Origin of the sequence: Neisseria sp. P0020.S005 (assembly GCF_051957055.1) — a bacterium.
Taxonomy (GTDB): domain Bacteria; phylum Pseudomonadota; class Gammaproteobacteria; order Burkholderiales; family Neisseriaceae; genus Neisseria; species Neisseria subflava_A.
Window position 1 is genome coordinate 19,055 of record NZ_JBQCWV010000006.1, and the last position, 19,803, is coordinate 38,857.

The following is a 19,803-nucleotide window of genomic DNA, read 5'->3' on the forward strand; positions in this document are numbered from 1 at the left end:
AAGCGTTTTTGTCGGCACGCTTTCAGACGGCATTTGCCTAATTTTAAGCAAACGGCGGCACTTCCAAACCCAAAGATTTCAGCAGTTGCGCGGTCTCATAAACCGGCAAACCCATCACGCCGGTAAAACTGCCCTGCAAATGCTCGACAAATACGCCGCCCAAGCCCTGAATCCCATACGCACCGGCTTTATCCATCGGCTCGCCGCTGGCAACATAGGCTGCAATCTCCTCAGCCGTCAACGTTTTAAAGCGCACTTCGCTCATCTGTACCACATCATGGCGCACGCCTTGCCAGTAAACGCATACAGCCGTCAGCACTTGATGCGTCCGCCCGGACAGGCGTTCCAGCATATCGACCGCATCCGCCTCGGACTCCGGTTTACCCAAAATAGCCTCACCATCCGCCACCGTCGTATCCGCCGTCAATACAGCAAACTCAGGCTCTTGATCATGAGCAGCAAACCATTGCGCCACCGCCGCATGATTTTTCTCGCAGGCCATGCGGCGCACATACTCTACTGCGGCTTCGCCTTCTTTAGGGGTTTCATCAATATCAGCAGGAAGGCGGCGTACCGTGAAACCCAAATTCTCCAAAATCTCACGACGGCGCGGACTACCCGAAGCCAGATAAATTGCGTTCATTGTATTGGTTGTCCTTATTTTGAAATTTTATGCTGGCCGGACAGGCGGACATAATGCGCAGAGGAATACGTCAAAAATGCCTTTTCCTCATCAGTCAGCGGACGCACTTGTTTCACAGGCGAACCGACGTATAAAAAACCACTTTCCAAACGCTTGCGAGGAGGCACCAAACTGCCCGCGCCTATCATCACATCATCTTCGACAACCGTATCGTCCAAGATAATCGAACCCATACCCACCAACACACGATTCCCAATTCGGCAGCCATGCAGCATGACCTTATGCCCAATCGTCACATCATCGCCGATAATCAAAGGCGAACCGTCAGGCTTCGCCGCATTCTTATGCGACACATGCAAAACGCTGCCGTCCTGCACATTGCTGCGTTTGCCGATAGAAATACTGTTCACATCGCCGCGCAATACGGCATAAGGCCAAATCGATACATCTTCCGCCAGCGACACTTCGCCAATCACTACCGAAGTCTCATCTACAAAACAAGACTCATCAACCGACGGCACATAATCCAAAAACGCACGAATAGGGTTTGCCATTTCCAATAATCCTTTTCTCAAAACCAAAACTGATCAGGCCGTCTGAAAACACGGCGTAAAACGATTTTATACTACAACAATACGAAATCAAGCCAGAAAATCATCAAATGGCCGTCTGAAACAGTTTTCAGACGGCCTTTCATCATAAATCCTTTATCTTGGCTTACGACTATTTATCATTAGCACCCCAGCTATCTTTTATGGAATAATTGCCTTCATTTGATTCTTGGAGAAGCCGATGGATACACGTTCGGGAAATTATGCAGCACCCCTGCTAGTCGTCGGCTGCATCGTCTTCGGCTTGGGCAGTTTAATCGTCAAATTTGTCGATGTCGGCTCTTACGCCATCGCATTCTGGCGCTTACTGATCGCCGCCCCTATATTCTTCCTGCTCGGGCGTTTTTTCAGACAAAAAATACCCACGAAAAGAAAAACAGTTGGCTACGCAATCTTATCCGGCGTTTTTCTCGCATTCGACCTCGCCCTTTGGCATGAAAGCATTCACGCCGTAGGTCCCGGCATTTCCACCTTGCTCAACAGCCTGCAGATTTTCTTTTTAGCCGCCATCGGCTTCTTCTTTTATTCGGAACGTCTAAGCGCCCTGCAAATTTTAAGTTTGATATTGGCCACCATAGGCGTCGCCTTAATCGGCAGCCCAGAGTTCGGTCATAACAACAATGCCGCATGGGGATTTGTCAGCGGCGTATTGTCCGGTGCCATGCTGGCCCTGTCTATGGTCTTTGTACGCAAAACCCATGATCAGGAAAAAGTCGGTTTGTTTCCGCTCATGATGATTTTAAGCTTCGGCGGCGCAATGGCGCTGGTCATCCCATCGCTGCTATTCGATGCCGCCCATCTTTACCCCAAAACTTTAAACGATGTGATTCTAGTCTCCATCTACGGCATCGTTATGCAATGCTTCGCTTGGGCATTGATTGCTTACGCCATCCCGCTTTTATCCTTATCACTAACCGGCCTCCTACTGCTCTCCGAACCAGTCGCCGCCATGTTGATCGATTATTTCTGGTTGGATAAACCGATTAATATCGTCCAATGGTGTGGCGCCACTTTGACTTTATTGGCAATTTATTTGGGTTCGTTAAAAGACAAAAAATAGATACAAAAAAGGCCGTCTGAAAAATTTCAGACGGCCTTTTCATCTGTTATTGCTTATTTAATACTGGTACCTATACGGCTAAGTTCGCCAAAGTTCATCCAAACGAAGAAGGCTTTCCCAACAATCAGTTTGTCATCGATAAATCCCCAATAACGGGAATCGGCGCTGTTGTCACGGTTATCGCCCATTGCGAAATAACGACCTTCAGGAACTTTACAGATAAAGCCATTGCCGTCTTCTGCGTATTCGCAATTTTCCAAACCGCTTGTTTCAAGCGAGTAATTGCTTTCAGGCATTACTTCTGAAGTGTATTTGTTCAATACAGCAATAGATACGGAAGGCTGACCGGCCTCCTTGACCACGTCAAAATTTTTGCCGTTCAAGGCTGTCTGAAAACGCTCAAGCGTATGAATCATAGACGGATCGGTATCATCTGCGTATTGATAATTACCGTTGGGTTTTTCGGGAATAATTTCACCGTTAACAGTCAAAACTTTATCACGATATTCTACAACGTCGCCTGGAATACCGACGATACGCTTGATGTAATTCATCTCAGGCTGAAGTGGGTAATTGAACACCACGACATCGCCTCGTGCAATATTGCCAACAGGGATAATGACCTTATTCAAAATCGGCAGGCGGATACCGTAAGAGAATTTGTTCACCAAGATAAAATCGCCTTTGACCAAGCCCGGACGCATGGAGCTGGACGGAATTTGGAACGGCTCGGCAATAAAGCTGCGCAACACAAAGATAACCAAGATGATGGGAAAAAAGCCGCCCATGTAGTCGGTAAAATGCGCATTGTCTTCTCCGGTCTCGCTTTTTTTCAGACGGCCTTTATGGATTGCCCAAACAATACCGGTAAACACGACAAACACCAGCAATACGGCGGTAAAGCTCATAAATTCGGACAAAATGCCGAATACGCCGACCATGCACAAGAGATAACTCCATTGCAAGCCGGAGCTCCATTCGCCGTTTTCCTGACGCTCTTTGCTGCTTTTGAAGTTGAGGACCAAACCGGCCAGCAGTACAACGATTGCGCCTAAAGTCAGATTTATACTCATTATTTATCACTCACTTGCAGAATCGCCAAGAATGCGCTTTGCGGGATTTCCACATTGCCCACTTGTTTCATGCGGCGCTTACCTGCTTTTTGTTTTTCAAGAAGTTTTTTCTTACGCGTAATATCGCCGCCGTAACATTTCGCCAAAACGTTTTTACGCAGGGCTTTGACGTTTTCGCGGGCGATAATCTGACTGCCGATAGCGGCCTGTACGGCAATATCAAACATCTGGCGCGGAATCAGTTCGCGCATTTTCGATGCCAGCTCTCGACCGCGGTGAACGGCGCTTTGACGGTGCACAATCAGGCTCAAGGCATCGACTTTTTCGCCGTTGACCATAATGTCGAGCTTAATCAAATCAGACGGTTGGAACTCTTTGAAATGGTAGTCCAACGAAGCATAACCGCGCGAAGTCGATTTAAGCTTGTCAAAGAAATCCATTACGACTTCGTTCATCGGCAAATCATAAGTCAGCATGACTTGGCGGCCCATGTATTGCATATTGACCTGAACGCCGCGCTTTTGGTTACACAAAGTCATGACGTTGCCGACATATTCCTGCGGCACAAGAATGGTCGCAGTGATAATCGGCTCAAGAATGGTTTCGATAGTGCTGATTTCAGGCAGTTTGGACGGATTTTCAACTTCGATTTTCTCGCCGTTTTTCAACACGACTTCATAAACCACCGTTGGCGCAGTAGTAATCAAGTCCATGTCGAACTCGCGCTCCAAACGTTCCTGCACGATTTCCAAGTGCAACAGGCCCAAGAAGCCGCAACGGAAGCCGAAGCCCAATGCTTGGGAAACCTCAGGCTCAAATTTCAACGAAGCATCGTTCAGCTGCAATTTTTCCAAAGCGTCACGCAAGGCTTCGTAGTCGTGGCTTTCCACGGGATAGAGACCGGCAAATACTTGGCTTTGTACTTCTTGGAAACCGGGCAACGGCTCAGAGGCAGGGTTGGCAACCAAAGTAACTGTATCGCCGACTTTAGCCTGACCCAATTCTTTTACGCCGGTAATCAAAAAGCCTACTTCGCCGGCTTTGAGTTCTTGTTTTTGGACTGATTTCGGCGTGAATACGCCCAGCTGCTCAACCTGTGTTTCCGCCTTAGTACTCATAAAGCGCACTTTGTCTTTCAGTTTGATGGTGCCGTTTTTCACACGAATCAACATGACCACGCCGACGTAGTTGTCAAACCACGAATCGACAATCACCGCTTGCAACGGCGCATTTTCATCGCCGGTCGGCGCAGGGATTTTGGCAATGATTTCTTCCAAAACATCTTCCACACCAATACCGCTTTTGGCAGAACACTGCACCGCACCAACGGCATCAATGCCGATGATGTCTTCAATTTCCTGCTCCACGCGCTCGGGTTCTGCGGCAGGCAAGTCAATTTTGTTCAAAACAGGCACAACTTCCACGCCCAAATCAATCGCGGTATAGCAGTTCGCCACGGTTTGCGCTTCTACGCCTTGCGACGCATCGACCACCAAAAGCGCACCTTCGCAAGCCGACAGCGAACGGGATACTTCGTAAGAGAAGTCGACGTGTCCCGGAGTATCAATCAGATTGAGCTGATACACCTGCCCATCGCGTGCTTTATAGTTGAGCGCGGCGGTTTGCGCTTTAATGGTAATGCCGCGCTCTTTTTCGATGTCCATGGAGTCGAGCACCTGCGTACTCATTTCGCGCAAATCCAAGCCGCCGCAGTATTGGATGAAGCGGTCGGCAAGCGTCGATTTACCGTGGTCAATGTGGGCAATAATGGAGAAATTCCGTATGTTTTTCATATTGTTATTAAGATAAATGCAATTAAAGTCGGAAAGGCCGTCTGAAAAAACAGGGATTCGGTTTTCAGACGGCCTTAGAATAAGGTTGAATCGTTCCGTATTCTAACGGAAATTCAACGTTTCTGCATGATTTTATAGCGATTTGACAATCTCGGTAACCATCTTCGCCGAGCTGACGGCCGCCATTTTCAAAAACTCTTCAAAGCTGATGTCCGCTTTCTCATCCGCCGAATCGGATACGGCGCGAATAATTACAAACGGCACTTCCAACTGATGACAAGTCTGCGCAATCGCCGCAGCTTCCATTTCTACTGCTTTAACGTCAGGGAAATGACTGCGGATTTCTGCGACACCTTCGCTACTGTGCACAAAACGGTCGCCACTGACAATCAGGCCTTGAGTTACAGCCGCACCTTCAAACACTTGCGCCGCCTTTTCTGCTTGGCGAATCAGGTTTTCATCCGATACGAACACAGCAGGAAGTTGCGGTACTTGTCCCCAAACATAACCAAAAGCCGTTACATCAACATCATGATGCGCCACAGTTTCGCCAATAACCACATCACCGACCTTCAAACCCTTGCCCAAACCGCCTGCACTGCCGGTATTGATGACGCAATCCGGTGCGAACTGATGAATGACCCAAGAAGTCGAAACCGCCGCATTGACTTTACCGATACCGCTCAAAACCAATACCATGCGTTTTCCGGCCAATTCGCCTTCATATGCTGAGAATTTACCGAAGGACACATGCTTGACATTGGCCATGCTTTCACGCAAAAGCTCGATTTCCTGTTCCATTGCGCCGACCACGGCAATTGTTTGTACTGACATCTCGTTACCTTTCCATTCACTAATCGGGCAACATTATAACAGCAGAATTTAAAATCACAGGGATACTGAAAAATCTGCTATATTCCCAGAACGACACCCAATTTAAAACAGATTGATGCTCTAGCTAGCAATCAGCAAATAATGATTACCTCTGTTATAATTACTATAGATAAAATAACTCTATTTTAAATACCTAAATTCTTATGTTTAACGAAAATACTCCGGGCGCAAAAGAAGAATTGTTCGCTTGGCTACGCCATATGAACAAATACAAAGGCTCCGACCTTTTCATTACCACCAATTTCCCGCCAGCCATGAAAGTGGACGGCAAAATCACGCGACTGAGCGATGAGCCGCTGAGTGCTGAAAAATGTATGGAAATCGCTTTTTCGATTATGTCTTCCAAACAAATCGAAGAATTTTCCTCTACAAACGAATGCAACTTCGCCATCAGCCTGCCCGATACCAGCCGCTTCCGTGTCAATGCCATGGTTCAACGCGGTGCAACTGCTTTGGTATTCCGCTCTATTACCAGCAATATCCCTAAATTTGAAACGCTCAATCTGCCCCCTATTCTGAAAGACATCGCCCTCAGAAAACGCGGCCTGATTATTTTTGTCGGCGGTACAGGTTCGGGCAAGTCCACTTCCCTCGCCTCCCTTATCGACTATCGAAACGAAAACAGCTTCGACCACATTATTACCATCGAAGACCCGATTGAGTTTATCCACCAACACAAAAACTGCATCATCACCCAACGTGAAATCGGTGTAGATACCGAAAATTGGCCGATTGCGCTGAAAAACACCCTGCGCCAAGCGCCGGATGTCATTCTGATTGGCGAAATCCGCGACCGCGAGACCATGGACTACGCCATTGCCTTCGCGGAAACAGGCCATTTGTGTATGGCGACACTGCATGCCAACAGTACCAACCAAGCGCTCGACCGCATCATCAACTTCTTCCCCGAAGAGCGCCGTACCCAGTTGCTGACCGACTTGTCGCTCAACCTGCAAGCCTTTATTTCACAACGACTGATTCCCCGTGAAAGTGGCCGGGGTCGTGTGGCGGCGGTCGAAGTTTTGCTCAATTCTCCGATTATTGCCGACTTGATTCAAAAAGGCGAAGTCCACAACATCAAAGAAATGATGAAAAAATCAACCGGCATGGGCATGATCACTTTTGACCAAGCCTTGTATGATTTGTATGAAAACGGCGATATCAGCTATCAAGACGCCATTAAAAATGCTGACTCCGCCCATGATTTGCGCTTAGACATTCAATTACGAAGCCGTCGTGCGCAAAATGCCGGTCCGGATTTAGAATTGATTTAATAACTTCAAAGCATAAAAAAGGCCGTCTGAAACCTCACTACGAGTTTCAGACGGCCTTTATTCCATCAAATAATCAAGCCTGTTTCAATTTTGCATCTGCATCACGCAATGCAGTACGCAGACCTTCTTCGATAACCGGATGGTAGAACGGCATATCCAGCATTTGCGGAATCGTCATCTTCATTTGATGAGCCCAAGCCATCAAGTGTGCCAAATGTTCGGCAGCAGGGCCGACAACTTCCGCACCAATGAAACGGCCGGTCGCTTTCTCAGCATACAAACGCATATGGCCTTTGTTTACCAGCATAACGCGGCTGCGGCCTTGGTTTCGGAAGGAAACTTCGCCGATTACAAACTCATCAGGTTGATATTTTGCCGCAACTTGCGCGTATTTCAAACCGATAGTGGCAATTTGCGGACTGGTGAATACCACGCCGATTACGCTACGGCGCAAACCGCTCTCAATATTCGGGAAAATAGCGGCATTGTGACCAGCAATTTTGCCTTGGTCGGAAGCCTCATGCAGCAGAGGCAATTGATTGGATGCATCGCCTGCGATAAAGATGTGCGGAATGCTGGTTTGCATGGTCAGCGGTTCGGCAACAGGCACGCCACGTGCATCTTTTTCGATATTCAGGTTTTCCAAACCGATATTGTCCACGTTCGGACGGCGGCCGGCGGCAGCCAAAGCATATTCGGCATGGAACACGCCTTTTTCGCCATCTTGTTCCCAATGAACTTCAACATTGCCTTCTGCGTCCAATTTGACTTCGGTTTTGGCATCCAAATGCAAAGTCAACTCTTCGCCAAAAACGGTTTTGGCTTCTTCAGCGACAACAGGGTCGGAAATACCGCCAATCGCACCGGCCACGCCAAAAATTTCAACTTTCACGCCCAAACGGTGCAAAGCCTGACCCAACTCTAAGCCGATTACGCCAGGGCCGAATACGGCCACACTCTTAGGCAGGGTATCCCAAGAGAAAACATCATCATTCACAATCAAGCGATCGCCCAAAACTTCCCACTGAGGGAAAATCATAGGGCGCGAACCGGTAGCAATCACAAAACTTTTTGCAGTAATTTGAGTGTGGTCATCAATTTGGACGGTGTGTTCGTCAACAAATTTTGCCGTACCCATAATACGCTTGTCGGCTGGCCACTCTTCTACATCGCTGACCACAAAACCGACAAAACGGTCGCGTTCGGACTTCACGCGGTGCATGACTTCTTCGCCGTTTACCGTTACGCTGTCTTTATCCAAATGCACGCCAAACGGATCGGTATGCAGAGCATGATGGCGCGCTTCTGCAGCCGCAATCAGCAATTTAGACGGCATGCAGCCGACACGCGCACAAGTTGTTCCGAATACATTGTTTTCGATCAGGTAAACATTGTCTGTATGAAGTCGGGCATTGCGAAATGCGCCCATACCGGCTGTACCGCCACCCAGTACTACCACATCTGCTTGAATCTTTTTCATATTTTATCCTTACTGTCTATATCCAAACCGATATTGCCATCAGGTTATCCGTTTTCAGACGGCCTAAACTTCATAAACTATCAAAATTTAAAAATTAATAGTCAATACCTAAATATCGATTTAAAACAATAATCTCAAATTCTATTTGTAAATATAGAGTTATTCAGAACGCCGATTTGCAAACGTCGTCTGAATAACTCTATATTTGGGTCTTTCAGACGGCTTTTTCAAGCCGTCTTAAGCATACAGGCAATTAGTTTTTAGCCAAGTAAGCTTCCAAGTCTTCGCTGCCGCCGATGTATTTACCGCCGATGAATACTTGAGGAGCAGTCATCTTGCCGGTAATAGCGCGTACGGAAGTAACAGTTGCATCTTTGCCCAATACGATTTCTTCGTAAGACAAGCCTTTGTCTTGCAGCGCTTTTTTAGCTTTAGCGCAGAATTGGCAGCCAGGTTTGGTGAAGATGGCAACAGACTCTTGAGCTTTCCAGTCAGGAGCAATGTATTTCAACATAGTGTCAGCGTCAGACACTTTGAAAGGATCGCCTGGTTCTTCAGGTTCGATAAACATTTTTTCAACCACGCCGTCGTTAACCAGCATGGAGTAACGCCAAGAGCGTTTGCCGAAGCCCAAGTCTTCTTTGCCAACCAACATGCCCATGCCTTCAGTGAATTCACCGTTGCCATCAGGGATCATGTAAATGTTGTCGGCTTCTTCTTCAGCAGCCCAAGCGTTCATTACGAAAGTGTCGTTTACAGATACGCAGTAGATTGCGTCAACACCGTTTTCTTTGAACGCACCAAACAATTCGTTGTAGCGTGGCAGGTGAGAAGAAGAGCAAGTTGGAGTAAATGCGCCAGGCAGAGAAAACACGACTACTTTTTTGCCTTTGAACAAATCATCAGTAGAAACATCTTTCCAAGTGTCGCCAACGCGAGTGCGGAATACTACGGAAGGTACTTTTTGACCGGTACGATCTTGCAAAGCCATTTTTAAGCTCCTTAAAAATTCGGGTTTGAGAAATGAATCAATGCTTGCATTCTAATGCAGGCCCATCGATTTGTATAATTTATAGTTCAAATAATATTAATTACATCAAACTATCAATTCAATTAAACCGAAAACAGCTATTCCTCTAAATGAAGGCTATCTGAAATAAAACAAGTGCCTGACTGAAATTATTTTTTAGGTAAGGGCTGAACGGGAGAATCCGAAGCCACAATTTCACCGATGGCTGTTTCCGCAATATCCTTCAAAGCATAGCGGTCTTTATCAGGCATATCTGTCGATTTGTACTGAGGCGAGAAATCCAAGCGGATACAGATTTTCTTCATAGAAACAATGCGCCATAAAGATTGAAGCAGGTTTACCTCCGCATAGGATGGCAGAACCGTCCGTTGTCCTTCGTCATCATAATATCGCAAAGTTACCGCCTGAATCGGCGCTTTCGCATCAATAGCCGATTGGAACAGGGCAGCTTTAAACGGCAAAATACCCAAGCCGGAAGAAGTACGCGCCTCAGGGAAGAAGCTGACATTCTGCCCTGCTTTCAATGCTGCACAAATCGCCTGATTAATCGGCTCGATATCTCGGCGGGAATTGCGGTTGATAAACACCGTGCCGGCATTTTTACCCATTTTTCCCAAAACCGGCCAACCGCTGATTTCCTGCTTGGCAATAAAACTGCTCGGATAAACGGCGCTCATGGCAAAAATATCCAACCAAGACACATGATTGGCTACCACCAAAGTACCACTCACATTTCCTTGAGGCGGTACGCCGATTTCCAATTCGATATCCAAAGCATCCAATGCGCCTTTTCCCAAAACAACCACCGCATGATTGCGTTCCTCTGCATTATTGCCATCGATGGCACGCAAATTCCGACCGGTTCGGAACAACCAAGCCGCCAAACGGCAAAGCCTGCCCAGTCGTTTAAAAAAAGGAGCTTTTTGTTTAGACATAAAATTTCTTCTGTATGGTATTCATTATTTTCAGACGGCCTCTGACATTTAAGGCCGTCTGAAACTATTTCTGGCAATTTGGACAATAAAATGTTCCACGCTGCCCCAAAGTTTCTTTAAAAATCAGCCCGCCACATTGGACACAAGGCTCATTGTGACGGCCATAGACCGTATATTCCTGCTGAAAGTAGCCGCTTTTTCCATCGCTATTAACGAAGTCTCGCAGCGTACTGCCACCCGTTTCAATCGCCCTTTGCAGAACCGCTTTAACGGTTTCCACCAATAATGCGCATTCTTTCTTGGTCAGCTTATTCGCCGGACGCAATGGCGAAATACCTGCCTTAAACAGACTTTCATTCGCATAAATATTACCGACACCAACCACCACTGCATTATCCATCAGCGCTAATTTGACTGCACGCTTTTGGGTTTTCAATTTCTGATACAGGTAATTTGCATCAAAATCATCCGAGAGTGGCTCCGGTCCCAACTTTTCCAACAGCGGATGATGCTCGGAAATACCCTCATACCACAATACCGCACCAAATTTACGCGGATCGTGATAACGCAATACGGTACCGTCATCAAATACAAAATCTAAATGATCATGTTTATCCGGCGTGGCAATGCGCTTATCATCGGCGGTAAAAATCCGCAAACTGCCGGACATACCCAAATGCATAAGTAAAATACCCGTTTCAAAAGTAACAATCAAATACTTCGCACGCCGGTTGCATGCCAAAACTTTGCGCCCGGCCAAAATTTGCGCCAAGTTCGGATGGATAGGCCATCTCAATTTAAACTGGCGAATAATGACTTTTTCTATCTTTTTGCCATCAATATGCGGCGCGATTCCGCGTAAAGTCGTTTCTACCTCAGGTAATTCAGGCATCATTATTCTCCAAATTCATCATTATATATAGGCCGTCTGAAAACTATTCGGCCAAACGTGCCGTACTTAAAGCAACCGTATTGCCATCGAATGCAGATTCCAATTCAGGCAAAGGATGGACACCAATCAAATGTTTTGTTAAAACCACACCATACACCGCCGCACACTGCGGCCACCACCTATCCCCTGCCTTTTCCATAAACTGCCAAAATTTCAAAGCAGATGATGAATTCACAGCAGGCAGATAATCCATAAACTGCCCATATTCCATTTCAAAACCAATAGCGGCAGTTTTTCGTTTCAACTCAGCCAGAGCCAAGCATTGAGATTTCATAGGCAGTCTTTTGCCATCAAACCACGAGCTCAATCCCCACAAAGATTTAGGGTTAAACCCCGTCAAAATCAACCTACCCTCGGGTTTTAATATCCTAAATGCTTCTTGCAACACCAAATCTGCAGTTGAAATTTCCAAAAGATGGGGCATCAATAACACATCCACGGAATGCGTTTCAAATGCCAACATTTCAGCATCCATCCGCACATCGCGCGGCACCACAATCATATTTTCAGACGGCCTCTGCCATATGCCGCCCAATTGAACCACCACTTGGCCATTCAAATATTGCAAATGCCGTCTGAAAAAATCCTCCTCTTTTTGAGCAAGATACTGCCCCATTGGCGTTTGCATAAAAAAAGTTTCCATTAAATGCTCCCCTATGCATCCCGACTTGTGTGACAGAATTTTAACACCACGACCACATCATACACGCAAATTCCCTGCCCGACTTGACGTTTGAATTCTGAAACGATACCATCGAAAGGACAAAATTTTATTATATATTTGATAACTCTATTTACTATGGCAAAACTAAAAACCATCGTTCTGACCGTTTCAAGCCTGTCGGCAGTTTCCGCCACAGCCTACGCGCAAAACGCTACGCCCAACCAAGTCGGCATGGCAATGATGCGCCTCAACTCTTCCCTGCTCGACCAAGCCAAAGCACAAACCTTCGGCTCTGGCAGCTTGTGGGCATCATTACGTAAAGACTTCCGCATTAACGAAGTCAACACAGAACTGGTTCGCCGCCATGAAAACAAATTTGCTGCAAACAGTGCATATTTCGACCGCACCATCTCCCGCAGCAAACCTTATATGTACCATATTGCCAATGAAGTTAAAAAACGCAATATGCCTGCTGAAATCGCTTTGCTGCCTTTCATTGAAAGCGCATTCGTAACCAAAGCCAAATCACACGTCGGCGCATCCGGCCTGTGGCAATTTATGCCGGCTACCGGCCGCCACTTCGGCTTGGAAAAAACGCCTTTGTATGACGGCCGCCACGACGTTTACGCCGCTACCGATGCTGCATTGAACTACCTGCAATACCTGCACGGTATGTTCGGCGACTGGTCTTTGGCCCTTGCCGCTTACAACTGGGGCGAAGGTAACGTCGGCCGTGCCGTAAACCGTGCCCGTGCTCAAGGTTTGGAACCGACATACGAAAACCTGCGTATGCCGAACGAAACACGCAATTACGTTCCCAAACTTTTGGCTGTCCGTAATATCGTTGCCAATCCGCAAACTTTTGGCATGAATATCAGCGAAATCAGCAATCAGCCGTATTTCAAATCCGTCAGCATCGATAAACCTATTGATAACAGCACAATCGCTCGCTTTGCAAACATCAGCGAAAGCGAACTGTTGGCGCTCAACCCAGGTTTCAATGCCCCGGTATTCATCCCTAAAAACAACCGTCGTCTGTTGTTGCCGGTTTCTGCGGTTTCCGCATTTGAGAAGAACTACCGCAATGCCAATCCAGATACCCTGATGTCTTGGGATATTTATACTTCTTTGGGCAACAAAAAACTTAATGCCATCGCCAACGATACCGGCATGAGCGTAGCCGAACTCAAACGCCTCAATGGCCTGAGCGGTAGCGCCATTTCTGAAGGCCGCAGCATTTTGGTGGCTAAAAACTCAGCTATCCAAAGCCAAGATATTATTAACTTTATCGACAAAGACAATACGCCGGATACTTACCAATCCAATATGCCGGCCATGTCTCCGATTATTGCTTCCAACGCAGCAGAACCGGTTAAAGTCGCTCAAACTACCTTGACCAATATTGTTGCACCTGTTGTTCCTCAGTCCACTAAACCGGTTGACTTTATTGCACACAGCAAAACTGAAAACGTTACTTCCGTAGCGGTAACAGAAACCAAGGCGCAGCCTCAAGTTGCAAGTGCGGAAGTAGCAGCCCCTGTTGTAGCCATGACCCATACTACTGCTGAGCCTGCTGCTACAAATGTTGCTGAAGCACCCAAAGCAGCTATCCCTGCCGACTTGACTGCACCGACTGTTGCCGCAAACGATGTAGCCCCTACTCCAGCAGTTGAATCTGTTGCTGTTGCACCGGTTCAAGAAGAGCATGATGACCTGATGGCTTTGGTACAAAGCCAACCTGCGGAGGAACCTGCAGCGACTGTTGCTGAAGCGGCTTCTGAAGCCAAACAAGTTCAAACTGTTGTGACTGCCGAAAGCGCTCGTACAGCACGTATCGCAGCCAATACCGCTAAACAACAACAACGCATCAATGCGCGTCTTGCCCGTGTAAATGGCCAACAAAACACACAAACTGCAGCACTTGCAGCAGGCACACACCGTGTGGAAGATGGTGATACGTTGTTTAATATCTCCAAACGTTACAACTTGAGCGTAGCTGATTTGATTATTGCCAACAACATCAAAGGCAACAATATCAGAAAAGGCCAAATCCTCCGTGTTACAGCTGCTCCGACAAAAGTCCACAGCAACCCGGTTCAAAACGTTTCCTACACTGTACGTAAAGGCGATACCCTGAACACCATCGCTAGCCGTTTCAATGTTGATATTAACGATATCCGCCGTTGGAACCGCAATACCCGTACCGTATCTCCCGGTCAACGTTTGAAGCTGATTGGTAGCTAATATTATCTTTAAAACAAAGGCCGTCTGGAAGATTCAGACGGCCTTTTTCTTGATGATAGATAATCAAGTTAATGTTTGATAACAAACAGAATAGTCTTTACTTAAAGATAAAAATATTTTTTGAAAATTACTGTATAAAAAAAAAGAGTGTGCAAAAACACACTCTCTTCTTCAAACGAATTGTCGTCAAACCCTATGCTAAATACCCTTATCCAAACATATGAATTCCGTAAAATATATTCCTATGCCGGTGAAAAAGCATCACAGAAGAAGGCATCTTCCGGTAAAGCGCAATTTTGAGTCAGCAAACTTTGCGCATTCTCCGTCATGGCTGGTGACCCGCAAGCATAAACTTCATATTGCCCCATATCAGGATAATTTTGTGCGGCAACATTTTGCACGTATCCATTCTCCCCTTTCCAATCGGAATTAGGCTTAGAAAGAACAGGCGAAAATTTTGCATTTTTCAGACGGCCTATTAATGCTTCTACTTCTTCCAATGCGTACAAATCCTCCTGCTGACGTGCTCCCCAGTAAAAATGAACCGGACGTTCGCTATTCTGATGAATCAAATCAAGCAAGATACTGCGGATAGGTGCGTAACCTGTACCCGTTGCCAACAAAACAATCGGTTTATCGCTGCCTTTTTGCAAAGTAAACGTACCCAATGGACCTTTAACACGGACAATACCTTTTTCTTTGATCTTAGGCTCTACACCAAAAATCATTTCCGAACATACGCCGTTTTCACGTTTACGGATATGCAGCTCCAAAATGCCTTCTTGATCAGGCGAATTAGAGATTGAATAGCTGCGGCTGATATTGCCGGGAAGCAGCAAATCAATATATTGTCCGGCATAAAATGCAAATGGCGGCGCTTTAGGCAAAGCCAATCTCAACAAAGCAACATCGTGTTTGATTTCAATGTTTTCAATACGTGCCGGCAATGTGCGTATTGGCAAAGCATTTTGATTAAAACCTGGCACATTAATTTTGAGGTCACTCTTCGCAGTGGTACAGCACAATAATACTTTACCCTGCGCTTTTTCTTCTTCACTGATGGCTTTATCAATATGCTTGCCCATTTCAAATTCGCCACTAATCAACTCGGCCTTACACTGCCCGCAAGCACCGCTTTTGCAAGAATGAGGCAAATTTAAATTCTGACGGGTTGCGGCAGCAAGAACAGTTTCGTCCTCATTCGCCGTAAATGTAGTTTGATCTGGTAAAATAATGGTATGTGTCATGGTATTTAGAATAAATTTATTATCAAAAACAAAGGCCGTCTGAAAATAAAACCTGTTTTCAGACGGCCTGTCCTATCTATCAAGCCAATTTAGCTTTAATCAACTCTTGAACCTGAGCAGGATTGGCCTTGCCTTTACTTGCTTTCATCACTTGACCGACAATCGCATTCAAGGCTTTCTCATTACCGGAACGAAATTGCTCAATGGCTTTCGCATTGTTTGCCAACACTTCATCCACCATAGCTTCAATTGCGCCAGTATCGGTAATCTGTTGCAAACCATGTTTTTCGATGATTTCAGCAATACCTGCTTCAGGCTCGGCCCACATTGCTTCAAAAGCTTTTTTCGCCAATTTGCTGCTTAATGTTCCATCCGCAACTTTGGCAACCAACTCGGCAAGGCGTGGAGCTGTAATAGGGCTTTCAGCCAATTCCAAGCCTTCTTTGTTCAAAGTAGCAGCAAGCTCGCCGTTCATCCAGTTCGCCGTTAATTTACCTTGGCCGCAGGCTTTGGCTGCTTCTTCAAAATAGGCAGCTTGAGCGCGGCTGGCAGTTAACAAGCGCGCATCATAGTCAGACACGCCGTAATCGGCAACAAAACGCGCCGCCATTTCATGCGGCAATTCAGGCATTTCATCTTTGGCTTTTTGCAATTGACCGTCTGAAATAATGACCGGCAGCAAATCCGGATCCGGGAAATAGCGGTAATCGTGCGCATCCTCTTTCAAACGCATCACACGGGTTTCGCCTTTTTCAGGATCAAACAGCATGGTTGCCTGCTGTACTTTACCGCCGTCTTCTAAGATTTCAATTTGCGCTTCCACTTCATAATTGATGGCTTGTTCCAAGAAGCGGAAAGAGTTGAGGTTTTTGATTTCACGGCGTGTACCAAACTCAGCCTGACCTTTTGGACGTACAGAAACGTTGGCATCGACGCGGAACGAGCCTTCCGCCATATTACCGTCGCAAATATCCAGCCAAGTTACCAAACCATGCAATGCTTTAGCGTATGCCACGGCTTCGGCTGCGGAACGCATTTCAGGCTCGGAGACAACTTCCAACAAAGGCGTACCGGCACGGTTCAAGTCGATACCGGTGGCACCGTTTAAACCTTCATGCACGGATTTACCCGCATCTTCTTCCATGTGCGCACGGGTAACATTGATGGTTTTAACCTCATCGCCCACTACGATCTCCAGTTTGCCGTGTTCCACAATCGGCAAATCCAACTGGCTAATTTGATAGCCTTTTGGCAAATCAGGATAAAAATAGTTTTTACGGTCGAACACGTTTTTCTGATTGATTTTCGCATCCAAAGCCAAACCGAGTTTGATGGCTTTTTCGACGACTTCGCGGTTCATTACCGGCAATACACCCGGCAACGCACACTCAACCACGCTGGCGTGGGCATTAGGCTCGGCACCGAATGCAGTGGATGCGCCGCTGAAGATTTTGGATTGGGTGTTGAGTTGGACGTGGATTTCCAGTCCGATTACGGTTTCCCAAGTCATAAGGGTCTTTCTGTCGAAAAAAAGTTAATCGGTTAAATGAGTGATTCGTTTTTCAGACGGCCTGAATAAAAAACCATAACAGGCCGTCTGTAAGATAAGTTTATTTCCTGCGGCGTTGGAAACCGGGCAGTTGCCAATGGAAACGGTATGCAGTCAGGCGAAACAACAATCCTCCAGCAAAGAGCAGGTTTAACGTAAAAATATTAATCCAGCCCAAATGCCCGAACAGATAAATCAGTCCGCCAATCAAAATAGCCACGCTGCCGTAAAGGTCGGTGCGCAAAATCATCGGCACATCATTGACCAAAATATCGCGCGCAATCCCGCCGCCAACGGCAGTCACAAAAGCCAAAGAAATAACGCCAAACAGATTGAGCTGCAAAGCAATACCGATTTGTGCGCCGGTAATGCTGAACGCTGCCAAACCGATGGCATCGGCAATAATAAAAGCAGCGGCCAAATAGGTGCTACGATAACGTTGCACCCTTATCAACCATGCAATGGCAAGCGTGGCAAACACGACTATCAGCGCATCGGTTTGCAAAAACACTTGCGGAATCCGGCCGACCAAACCATCGCGTATCATGCCGCCGCCGACAGCCGTCAGTAACGCAGTAATGACGACACCGAGTACATCCAACCGCTTGTTGTAGCCGACCAAATAGCCGGAAATGGCAAACGCGGCTGTCCCAATGATTTGAATGAAGTCGGTGGCTGTCATAATTTTTTAAATATCTACAATATGCAGCACCTCAACACATTCAGGCGCTTTTATATGGTTTATTTTCAGACGGCCTTGAACCATCAAGGCCCTAAAAATATTATTCCGGCGCTTTAGTATGCCAATCGCTGTTCAGCTGAACTTGATGTGCGGCACCCAAAATTTTAGCTTCGGAGAAATAGTTGCCGATAAATTGCACACCAATCGGCAGGCCGTTTGCGCTGAAACCGGCAGGCAGAGTCAGTGCAGGCAAACCGGCAAGATTCACGGCGATGGTGTAAATATCGGACAAGTACATTTGCACAGGGTCGTGAATGTCGCTGCCAAGTTTTGGCGCGGCAGTCGGCGCAGTCGGCGCCAAAATGAAATCACATTGACCAAAGGCCGTCTGAAAATCATTGGCTACAAGGCGGCGCAATTTTTGCGCTTTCAGGTAGTAAGCATCGTAGTAACCATGGCTCAATACATAAGTACCGATCATGATACGGCGTTTGACCTCGCTGCCGAAACCTTCGGCACGGGTGTTACTGTACATTCCTTCCAAATCGCCGAATTGCGCTGCACGGTGGCCATAACGTACGCCGTCAAAGCGGGATAAGTTGGTACTTGCTTCCGCAGAGGCGAGAACGTAATAAGCGGGAATCGACAATGATGTTTGCGGCAGGGAAACTTCAACAGTCTCCGCGCCTTGAGCTTTGAGCAAATCAATAACGCTTTGCAAGGCCGTCTGAACATCGGCATCTGCGCCTTCGCCGAAATACTCTTTAGGCAAACCGATTTTCAAACCTTTGAGCGGCTTGTCCAAATCACGGGTGTAGTCTTCTTTGTCGCGTTCCAAACTGGTGGAATCGCGCTCGTCAAAGCTGGCCATGGCGTTCAACAAAATCGCGCAGTCTTCGGCCGTTTGCGCCATAGGACCAGCTTGGTCGAAGCTGGAAGCATAGGCAACCATACCGAAGCGTGAAACCGTACCATAAGTCGGCTTGATGCCGGTAATACCGCAATGCGATGCAGGCTGACGGATAGAACCGCCGGTATCCGAACCCAACGCAGCCGGTGCCAAACGCGCCGCAATTACAGCAGCCGAACCGCCTGACGAACCGCCAGGAACATGTTCAAGATTCCATGGGTTTTTGGTTGCGCCGTAGAACGAAGTCTCATTGGTCGAACCCATGGCAAATTCGTCCATATTGGTACGGCCAAGAGTGACCATGCCGGCATCCAACAGGTTTTGCACCACAGTGGCAGTATAAGGAGAAACAAAGTTATTCAACATTTTGGAGCTACATGCACTGCGCCAACCTGTTTGGCAGAAAATATCTTTGTAAGCAACCGGTACACCGGTCAAAGCCGTTGCATTACCGACTGCTATACGCGCATCGGCTGCTTTGGCTTCAGCAAGGGTCTCATCTTGGTCGATGGTCACATAGCCATTGATGGCAGGGTTTTTCACAGCAATAGCGGTCAAATATTCGGTCGCCAATTCGACTGCGGAAATTTGTTTGGATTGCAGCAGGCTGCTGGCTTGTTTGAGCGTGTAAGCGGTCATTGTGCCGTACTTTCTATAAAACAGTTTTTGCTTTCAAAACAGATATTGAAAACATCCGTTTAAATCAATAAATCAGGCCGTCTGAACAGAATATCCTTTCAGACGGCCTTGCAATAGGAGTTT

At 46.9% G+C, this 19,803-nt stretch carries 17 protein-coding genes; 3 read left to right on the forward strand and 14 right to left on the reverse strand.

The features are described from left to right. Positions 1–43 precede the first annotated feature (43 nt). Together ACTHTU_RS06180 and ACTHTU_RS06185 are read right to left on the reverse strand one after the other, a co-directional pair. Complete coding sequence (locus ACTHTU_RS06180; protein ID WP_440362079.1) at positions 44–643, reverse strand: Maf family protein; 600 nt, start codon at positions 641–643, stop codon at positions 44–46. 14 nt (positions 644–657) lie between these two features. After that, positions 658–1,197 (reverse strand): gamma carbonic anhydrase family protein, encoded by a 540-nt coding sequence (locus tag ACTHTU_RS06185; RefSeq protein WP_440362080.1) that lies wholly within the window; start codon positions 1,195–1,197, stop codon positions 658–660. Positions 1,198–1,435: 238 nt separating this feature from the next. Here ACTHTU_RS06185 and ACTHTU_RS06190 point away from each other — a divergent pair, with 238 nt between their 5' ends. Further along, positions 1,436–2,314 (forward strand): DMT family transporter, encoded by an 879-nt coding sequence (locus tag ACTHTU_RS06190; protein ID WP_440362081.1) that lies wholly within the window; start codon positions 1,436–1,438, stop codon positions 2,312–2,314. Between the two features lie 53 nt (positions 2,315–2,367). Here ACTHTU_RS06190 and lepB read toward each other — a convergent pair whose 3' ends face one another. From lepB to ACTHTU_RS06205, 3 genes are all read right to left on the reverse strand, one after another. After that, positions 2,368–3,387: a signal peptidase I gene (gene lepB, locus ACTHTU_RS06195; protein WP_440362082.1), complete on the reverse strand. Its 1,020-nt coding sequence runs from the start codon at positions 3,385–3,387 to the stop codon at positions 2,368–2,370. Further along, positions 3,387–5,180: a translation elongation factor 4 gene (lepA, locus tag ACTHTU_RS06200; RefSeq protein ID WP_070646796.1), complete on the reverse strand. Its 1,794-nt coding sequence runs from the start codon at positions 5,178–5,180 to the stop codon at positions 3,387–3,389. Before lepA ends, lepB begins: the two co-directional genes overlap by 1 nt. Positions 5,181–5,312: 132 nt before the next feature. Further along, positions 5,313–6,014, reverse strand: a complete 702-nt coding sequence (locus ACTHTU_RS06205; RefSeq protein ID WP_440362083.1) for a 5'-methylthioadenosine/adenosylhomocysteine nucleosidase — start codon at positions 6,012–6,014, stop codon at positions 5,313–5,315. A 203-nt stretch (positions 6,015–6,217) separates the two neighbouring features. Between ACTHTU_RS06205 and ACTHTU_RS06210 the strand changes: the two genes are divergently transcribed. Next, complete coding sequence (locus tag ACTHTU_RS06210) at positions 6,218–7,348, forward strand: PilT/PilU family type 4a pilus ATPase (protein WP_293206974.1); 1,131 nt, start codon at positions 6,218–6,220, stop codon at positions 7,346–7,348. Positions 7,349–7,421: 73 nt separating this feature from the next. Here ACTHTU_RS06210 and ACTHTU_RS06215 read toward each other — a convergent pair whose 3' ends face one another. The 5 genes from ACTHTU_RS06215 to ACTHTU_RS06235 form a co-directional block, all read right to left on the reverse strand. Continuing rightward, positions 7,422–8,828, reverse strand: coding sequence for a dihydrolipoyl dehydrogenase (locus tag ACTHTU_RS06215; protein ID WP_440362084.1), 1,407 nt, complete (start codon positions 8,826–8,828; stop codon positions 7,422–7,424). A gap of 253 nt (positions 8,829–9,081) precedes the next feature. Next, on the reverse strand, positions 9,082–9,819 hold the full coding sequence (locus tag ACTHTU_RS06220) for a redoxin family protein (RefSeq protein WP_003747251.1): 738 nt from the start codon (positions 9,817–9,819) through the stop codon (positions 9,082–9,084). A 188-nt stretch (positions 9,820–10,007) separates the two neighbouring features. After that, entirely contained in the window at positions 10,008–10,793 is a 786-nt protein-coding gene (locus ACTHTU_RS06225) for a 1-acylglycerol-3-phosphate O-acyltransferase (RefSeq protein ID WP_440362085.1), read from the reverse strand. Between the two features lie 64 nt (positions 10,794–10,857). Beyond that, positions 10,858–11,685: a DNA-formamidopyrimidine glycosylase gene (gene mutM / locus ACTHTU_RS06230; RefSeq protein ID WP_440362141.1), complete on the reverse strand. Its 828-nt coding sequence runs from the start codon at positions 11,683–11,685 to the stop codon at positions 10,858–10,860. 43 nt (positions 11,686–11,728) lie between these two features. Further along, positions 11,729–12,388, reverse strand: coding sequence for a class I SAM-dependent methyltransferase (locus ACTHTU_RS06235; protein ID WP_070712522.1), 660 nt, complete (start codon positions 12,386–12,388; stop codon positions 11,729–11,731). A gap of 156 nt (positions 12,389–12,544) precedes the next feature. Here ACTHTU_RS06235 and ACTHTU_RS06240 point away from each other — a divergent pair, with 156 nt between their 5' ends. Beyond that, positions 12,545–14,653, forward strand: a complete 2,109-nt coding sequence (locus tag ACTHTU_RS06240) for a LysM peptidoglycan-binding domain-containing protein (protein ID WP_440362086.1) — start codon at positions 12,545–12,547, stop codon at positions 14,651–14,653. Between the two features lie 242 nt (positions 14,654–14,895). Here the strand turns inward: ACTHTU_RS06240 and ACTHTU_RS06245 are convergent, their stop codons facing one another. The 4 genes from ACTHTU_RS06245 to gatA form a co-directional block, all read right to left on the reverse strand. After that, positions 14,896–15,900, reverse strand: coding sequence for a 2Fe-2S iron-sulfur cluster-binding protein (locus tag ACTHTU_RS06245; RefSeq protein WP_440362087.1), 1,005 nt, complete (start codon positions 15,898–15,900; stop codon positions 14,896–14,898). Between the two features lie 79 nt (positions 15,901–15,979). Next, positions 15,980–17,410 carry an Asp-tRNA(Asn)/Glu-tRNA(Gln) amidotransferase subunit GatB gene (gene gatB / locus ACTHTU_RS06250; protein ID WP_250580404.1) on the reverse strand — a complete coding sequence of 477 codons (1,431 nt, stop codon included), beginning with the start codon at positions 17,408–17,410 and terminating at the stop codon, positions 15,980–15,982. 100 nt (positions 17,411–17,510) lie between these two features. After that, positions 17,511–18,131 carry a trimeric intracellular cation channel family protein gene (locus ACTHTU_RS06255; protein WP_440362088.1) on the reverse strand — a complete coding sequence of 207 codons (621 nt, stop codon included), beginning with the start codon at positions 18,129–18,131 and terminating at the stop codon, positions 17,511–17,513. A 100-nt stretch (positions 18,132–18,231) separates the two neighbouring features. Next, positions 18,232–19,680, reverse strand: coding sequence for an Asp-tRNA(Asn)/Glu-tRNA(Gln) amidotransferase subunit GatA (gene gatA / locus ACTHTU_RS06260; RefSeq protein ID WP_440362089.1), 1,449 nt, complete (start codon positions 19,678–19,680; stop codon positions 18,232–18,234). Positions 19,681–19,803: the final 123 nt, after the last annotated feature.

What these genes read in the sequence shown, in the direction of transcription:
- ACTHTU_RS06245 (WP_440362087.1), bottom strand. Translation starts at nt 15,900, where the DNA reads ATGACACATACCATTATTTTACCAGATCAAACTACATTTACGGCGAAT.
- ACTHTU_RS06225 (WP_440362085.1), bottom strand. Translation starts at nt 10,793, where the DNA reads ATGTCTAAACAAAAAGCTCCTTTTTTTAAACGACTGGGCAGGCTTTGC.
- ACTHTU_RS06210 (WP_293206974.1), top strand. Translation starts at nt 6,218, where the DNA reads ATGTTTAACGAAAATACTCCGGGCGCAAAAGAAGAATTGTTCGCTTGG.
- ACTHTU_RS06185 (WP_440362080.1), bottom strand. Translation starts at nt 1,197, where the DNA reads ATGGCAAACCCTATTCGTGCGTTTTTGGATTATGTGCCGTCGGTTGAT.
- ACTHTU_RS06190 (WP_440362081.1), top strand. Translation starts at nt 1,436, where the DNA reads ATGGATACACGTTCGGGAAATTATGCAGCACCCCTGCTAGTCGTCGGC.
- ACTHTU_RS06180 (WP_440362079.1), bottom strand. Translation starts at nt 643, where the DNA reads ATGAACGCAATTTATCTGGCTTCGGGTAGTCCGCGCCGTCGTGAGATT.
- ACTHTU_RS06235 (WP_070712522.1), bottom strand. Translation starts at nt 12,388, where the DNA reads ATGGAAACTTTTTTTATGCAAACGCCAATGGGGCAGTATCTTGCTCAA.
- gatB (WP_250580404.1), bottom strand. Translation starts at nt 17,410, where the DNA reads ATGACTTGGGAAACCGTAATCGGACTGGAAATCCACGTCCAACTCAAC.
- ACTHTU_RS06205 (WP_440362083.1), bottom strand. Translation starts at nt 6,014, where the DNA reads ATGTCAGTACAAACAATTGCCGTGGTCGGCGCAATGGAACAGGAAATC.
- ACTHTU_RS06255 (WP_440362088.1), bottom strand. Translation starts at nt 18,131, where the DNA reads ATGACAGCCACCGACTTCATTCAAATCATTGGGACAGCCGCGTTTGCC.
- ACTHTU_RS06215 (WP_440362084.1), bottom strand. Translation starts at nt 8,828, where the DNA reads ATGAAAAAGATTCAAGCAGATGTGGTAGTACTGGGTGGCGGTACAGCC.
- gatA (WP_440362089.1), bottom strand. Translation starts at nt 19,680, where the DNA reads ATGACCGCTTACACGCTCAAACAAGCCAGCAGCCTGCTGCAATCCAAA.
- ACTHTU_RS06220 (WP_003747251.1), bottom strand. Translation starts at nt 9,819, where the DNA reads ATGGCTTTGCAAGATCGTACCGGTCAAAAAGTACCTTCCGTAGTATTC.
- lepB (WP_440362082.1), bottom strand. Translation starts at nt 3,387, where the DNA reads ATGAGTATAAATCTGACTTTAGGCGCAATCGTTGTACTGCTGGCCGGT.
- lepA (WP_070646796.1), bottom strand. Translation starts at nt 5,180, where the DNA reads ATGAAAAACATACGGAATTTCTCCATTATTGCCCACATTGACCACGGT.
- ACTHTU_RS06240 (WP_440362086.1), top strand. Translation starts at nt 12,545, where the DNA reads ATGGCAAAACTAAAAACCATCGTTCTGACCGTTTCAAGCCTGTCGGCA.
- mutM (WP_440362141.1), bottom strand. Translation starts at nt 11,685, where the DNA reads ATGCCTGAATTACCTGAGGTAGAAACGACTTTACGCGGAATCGCGCCG.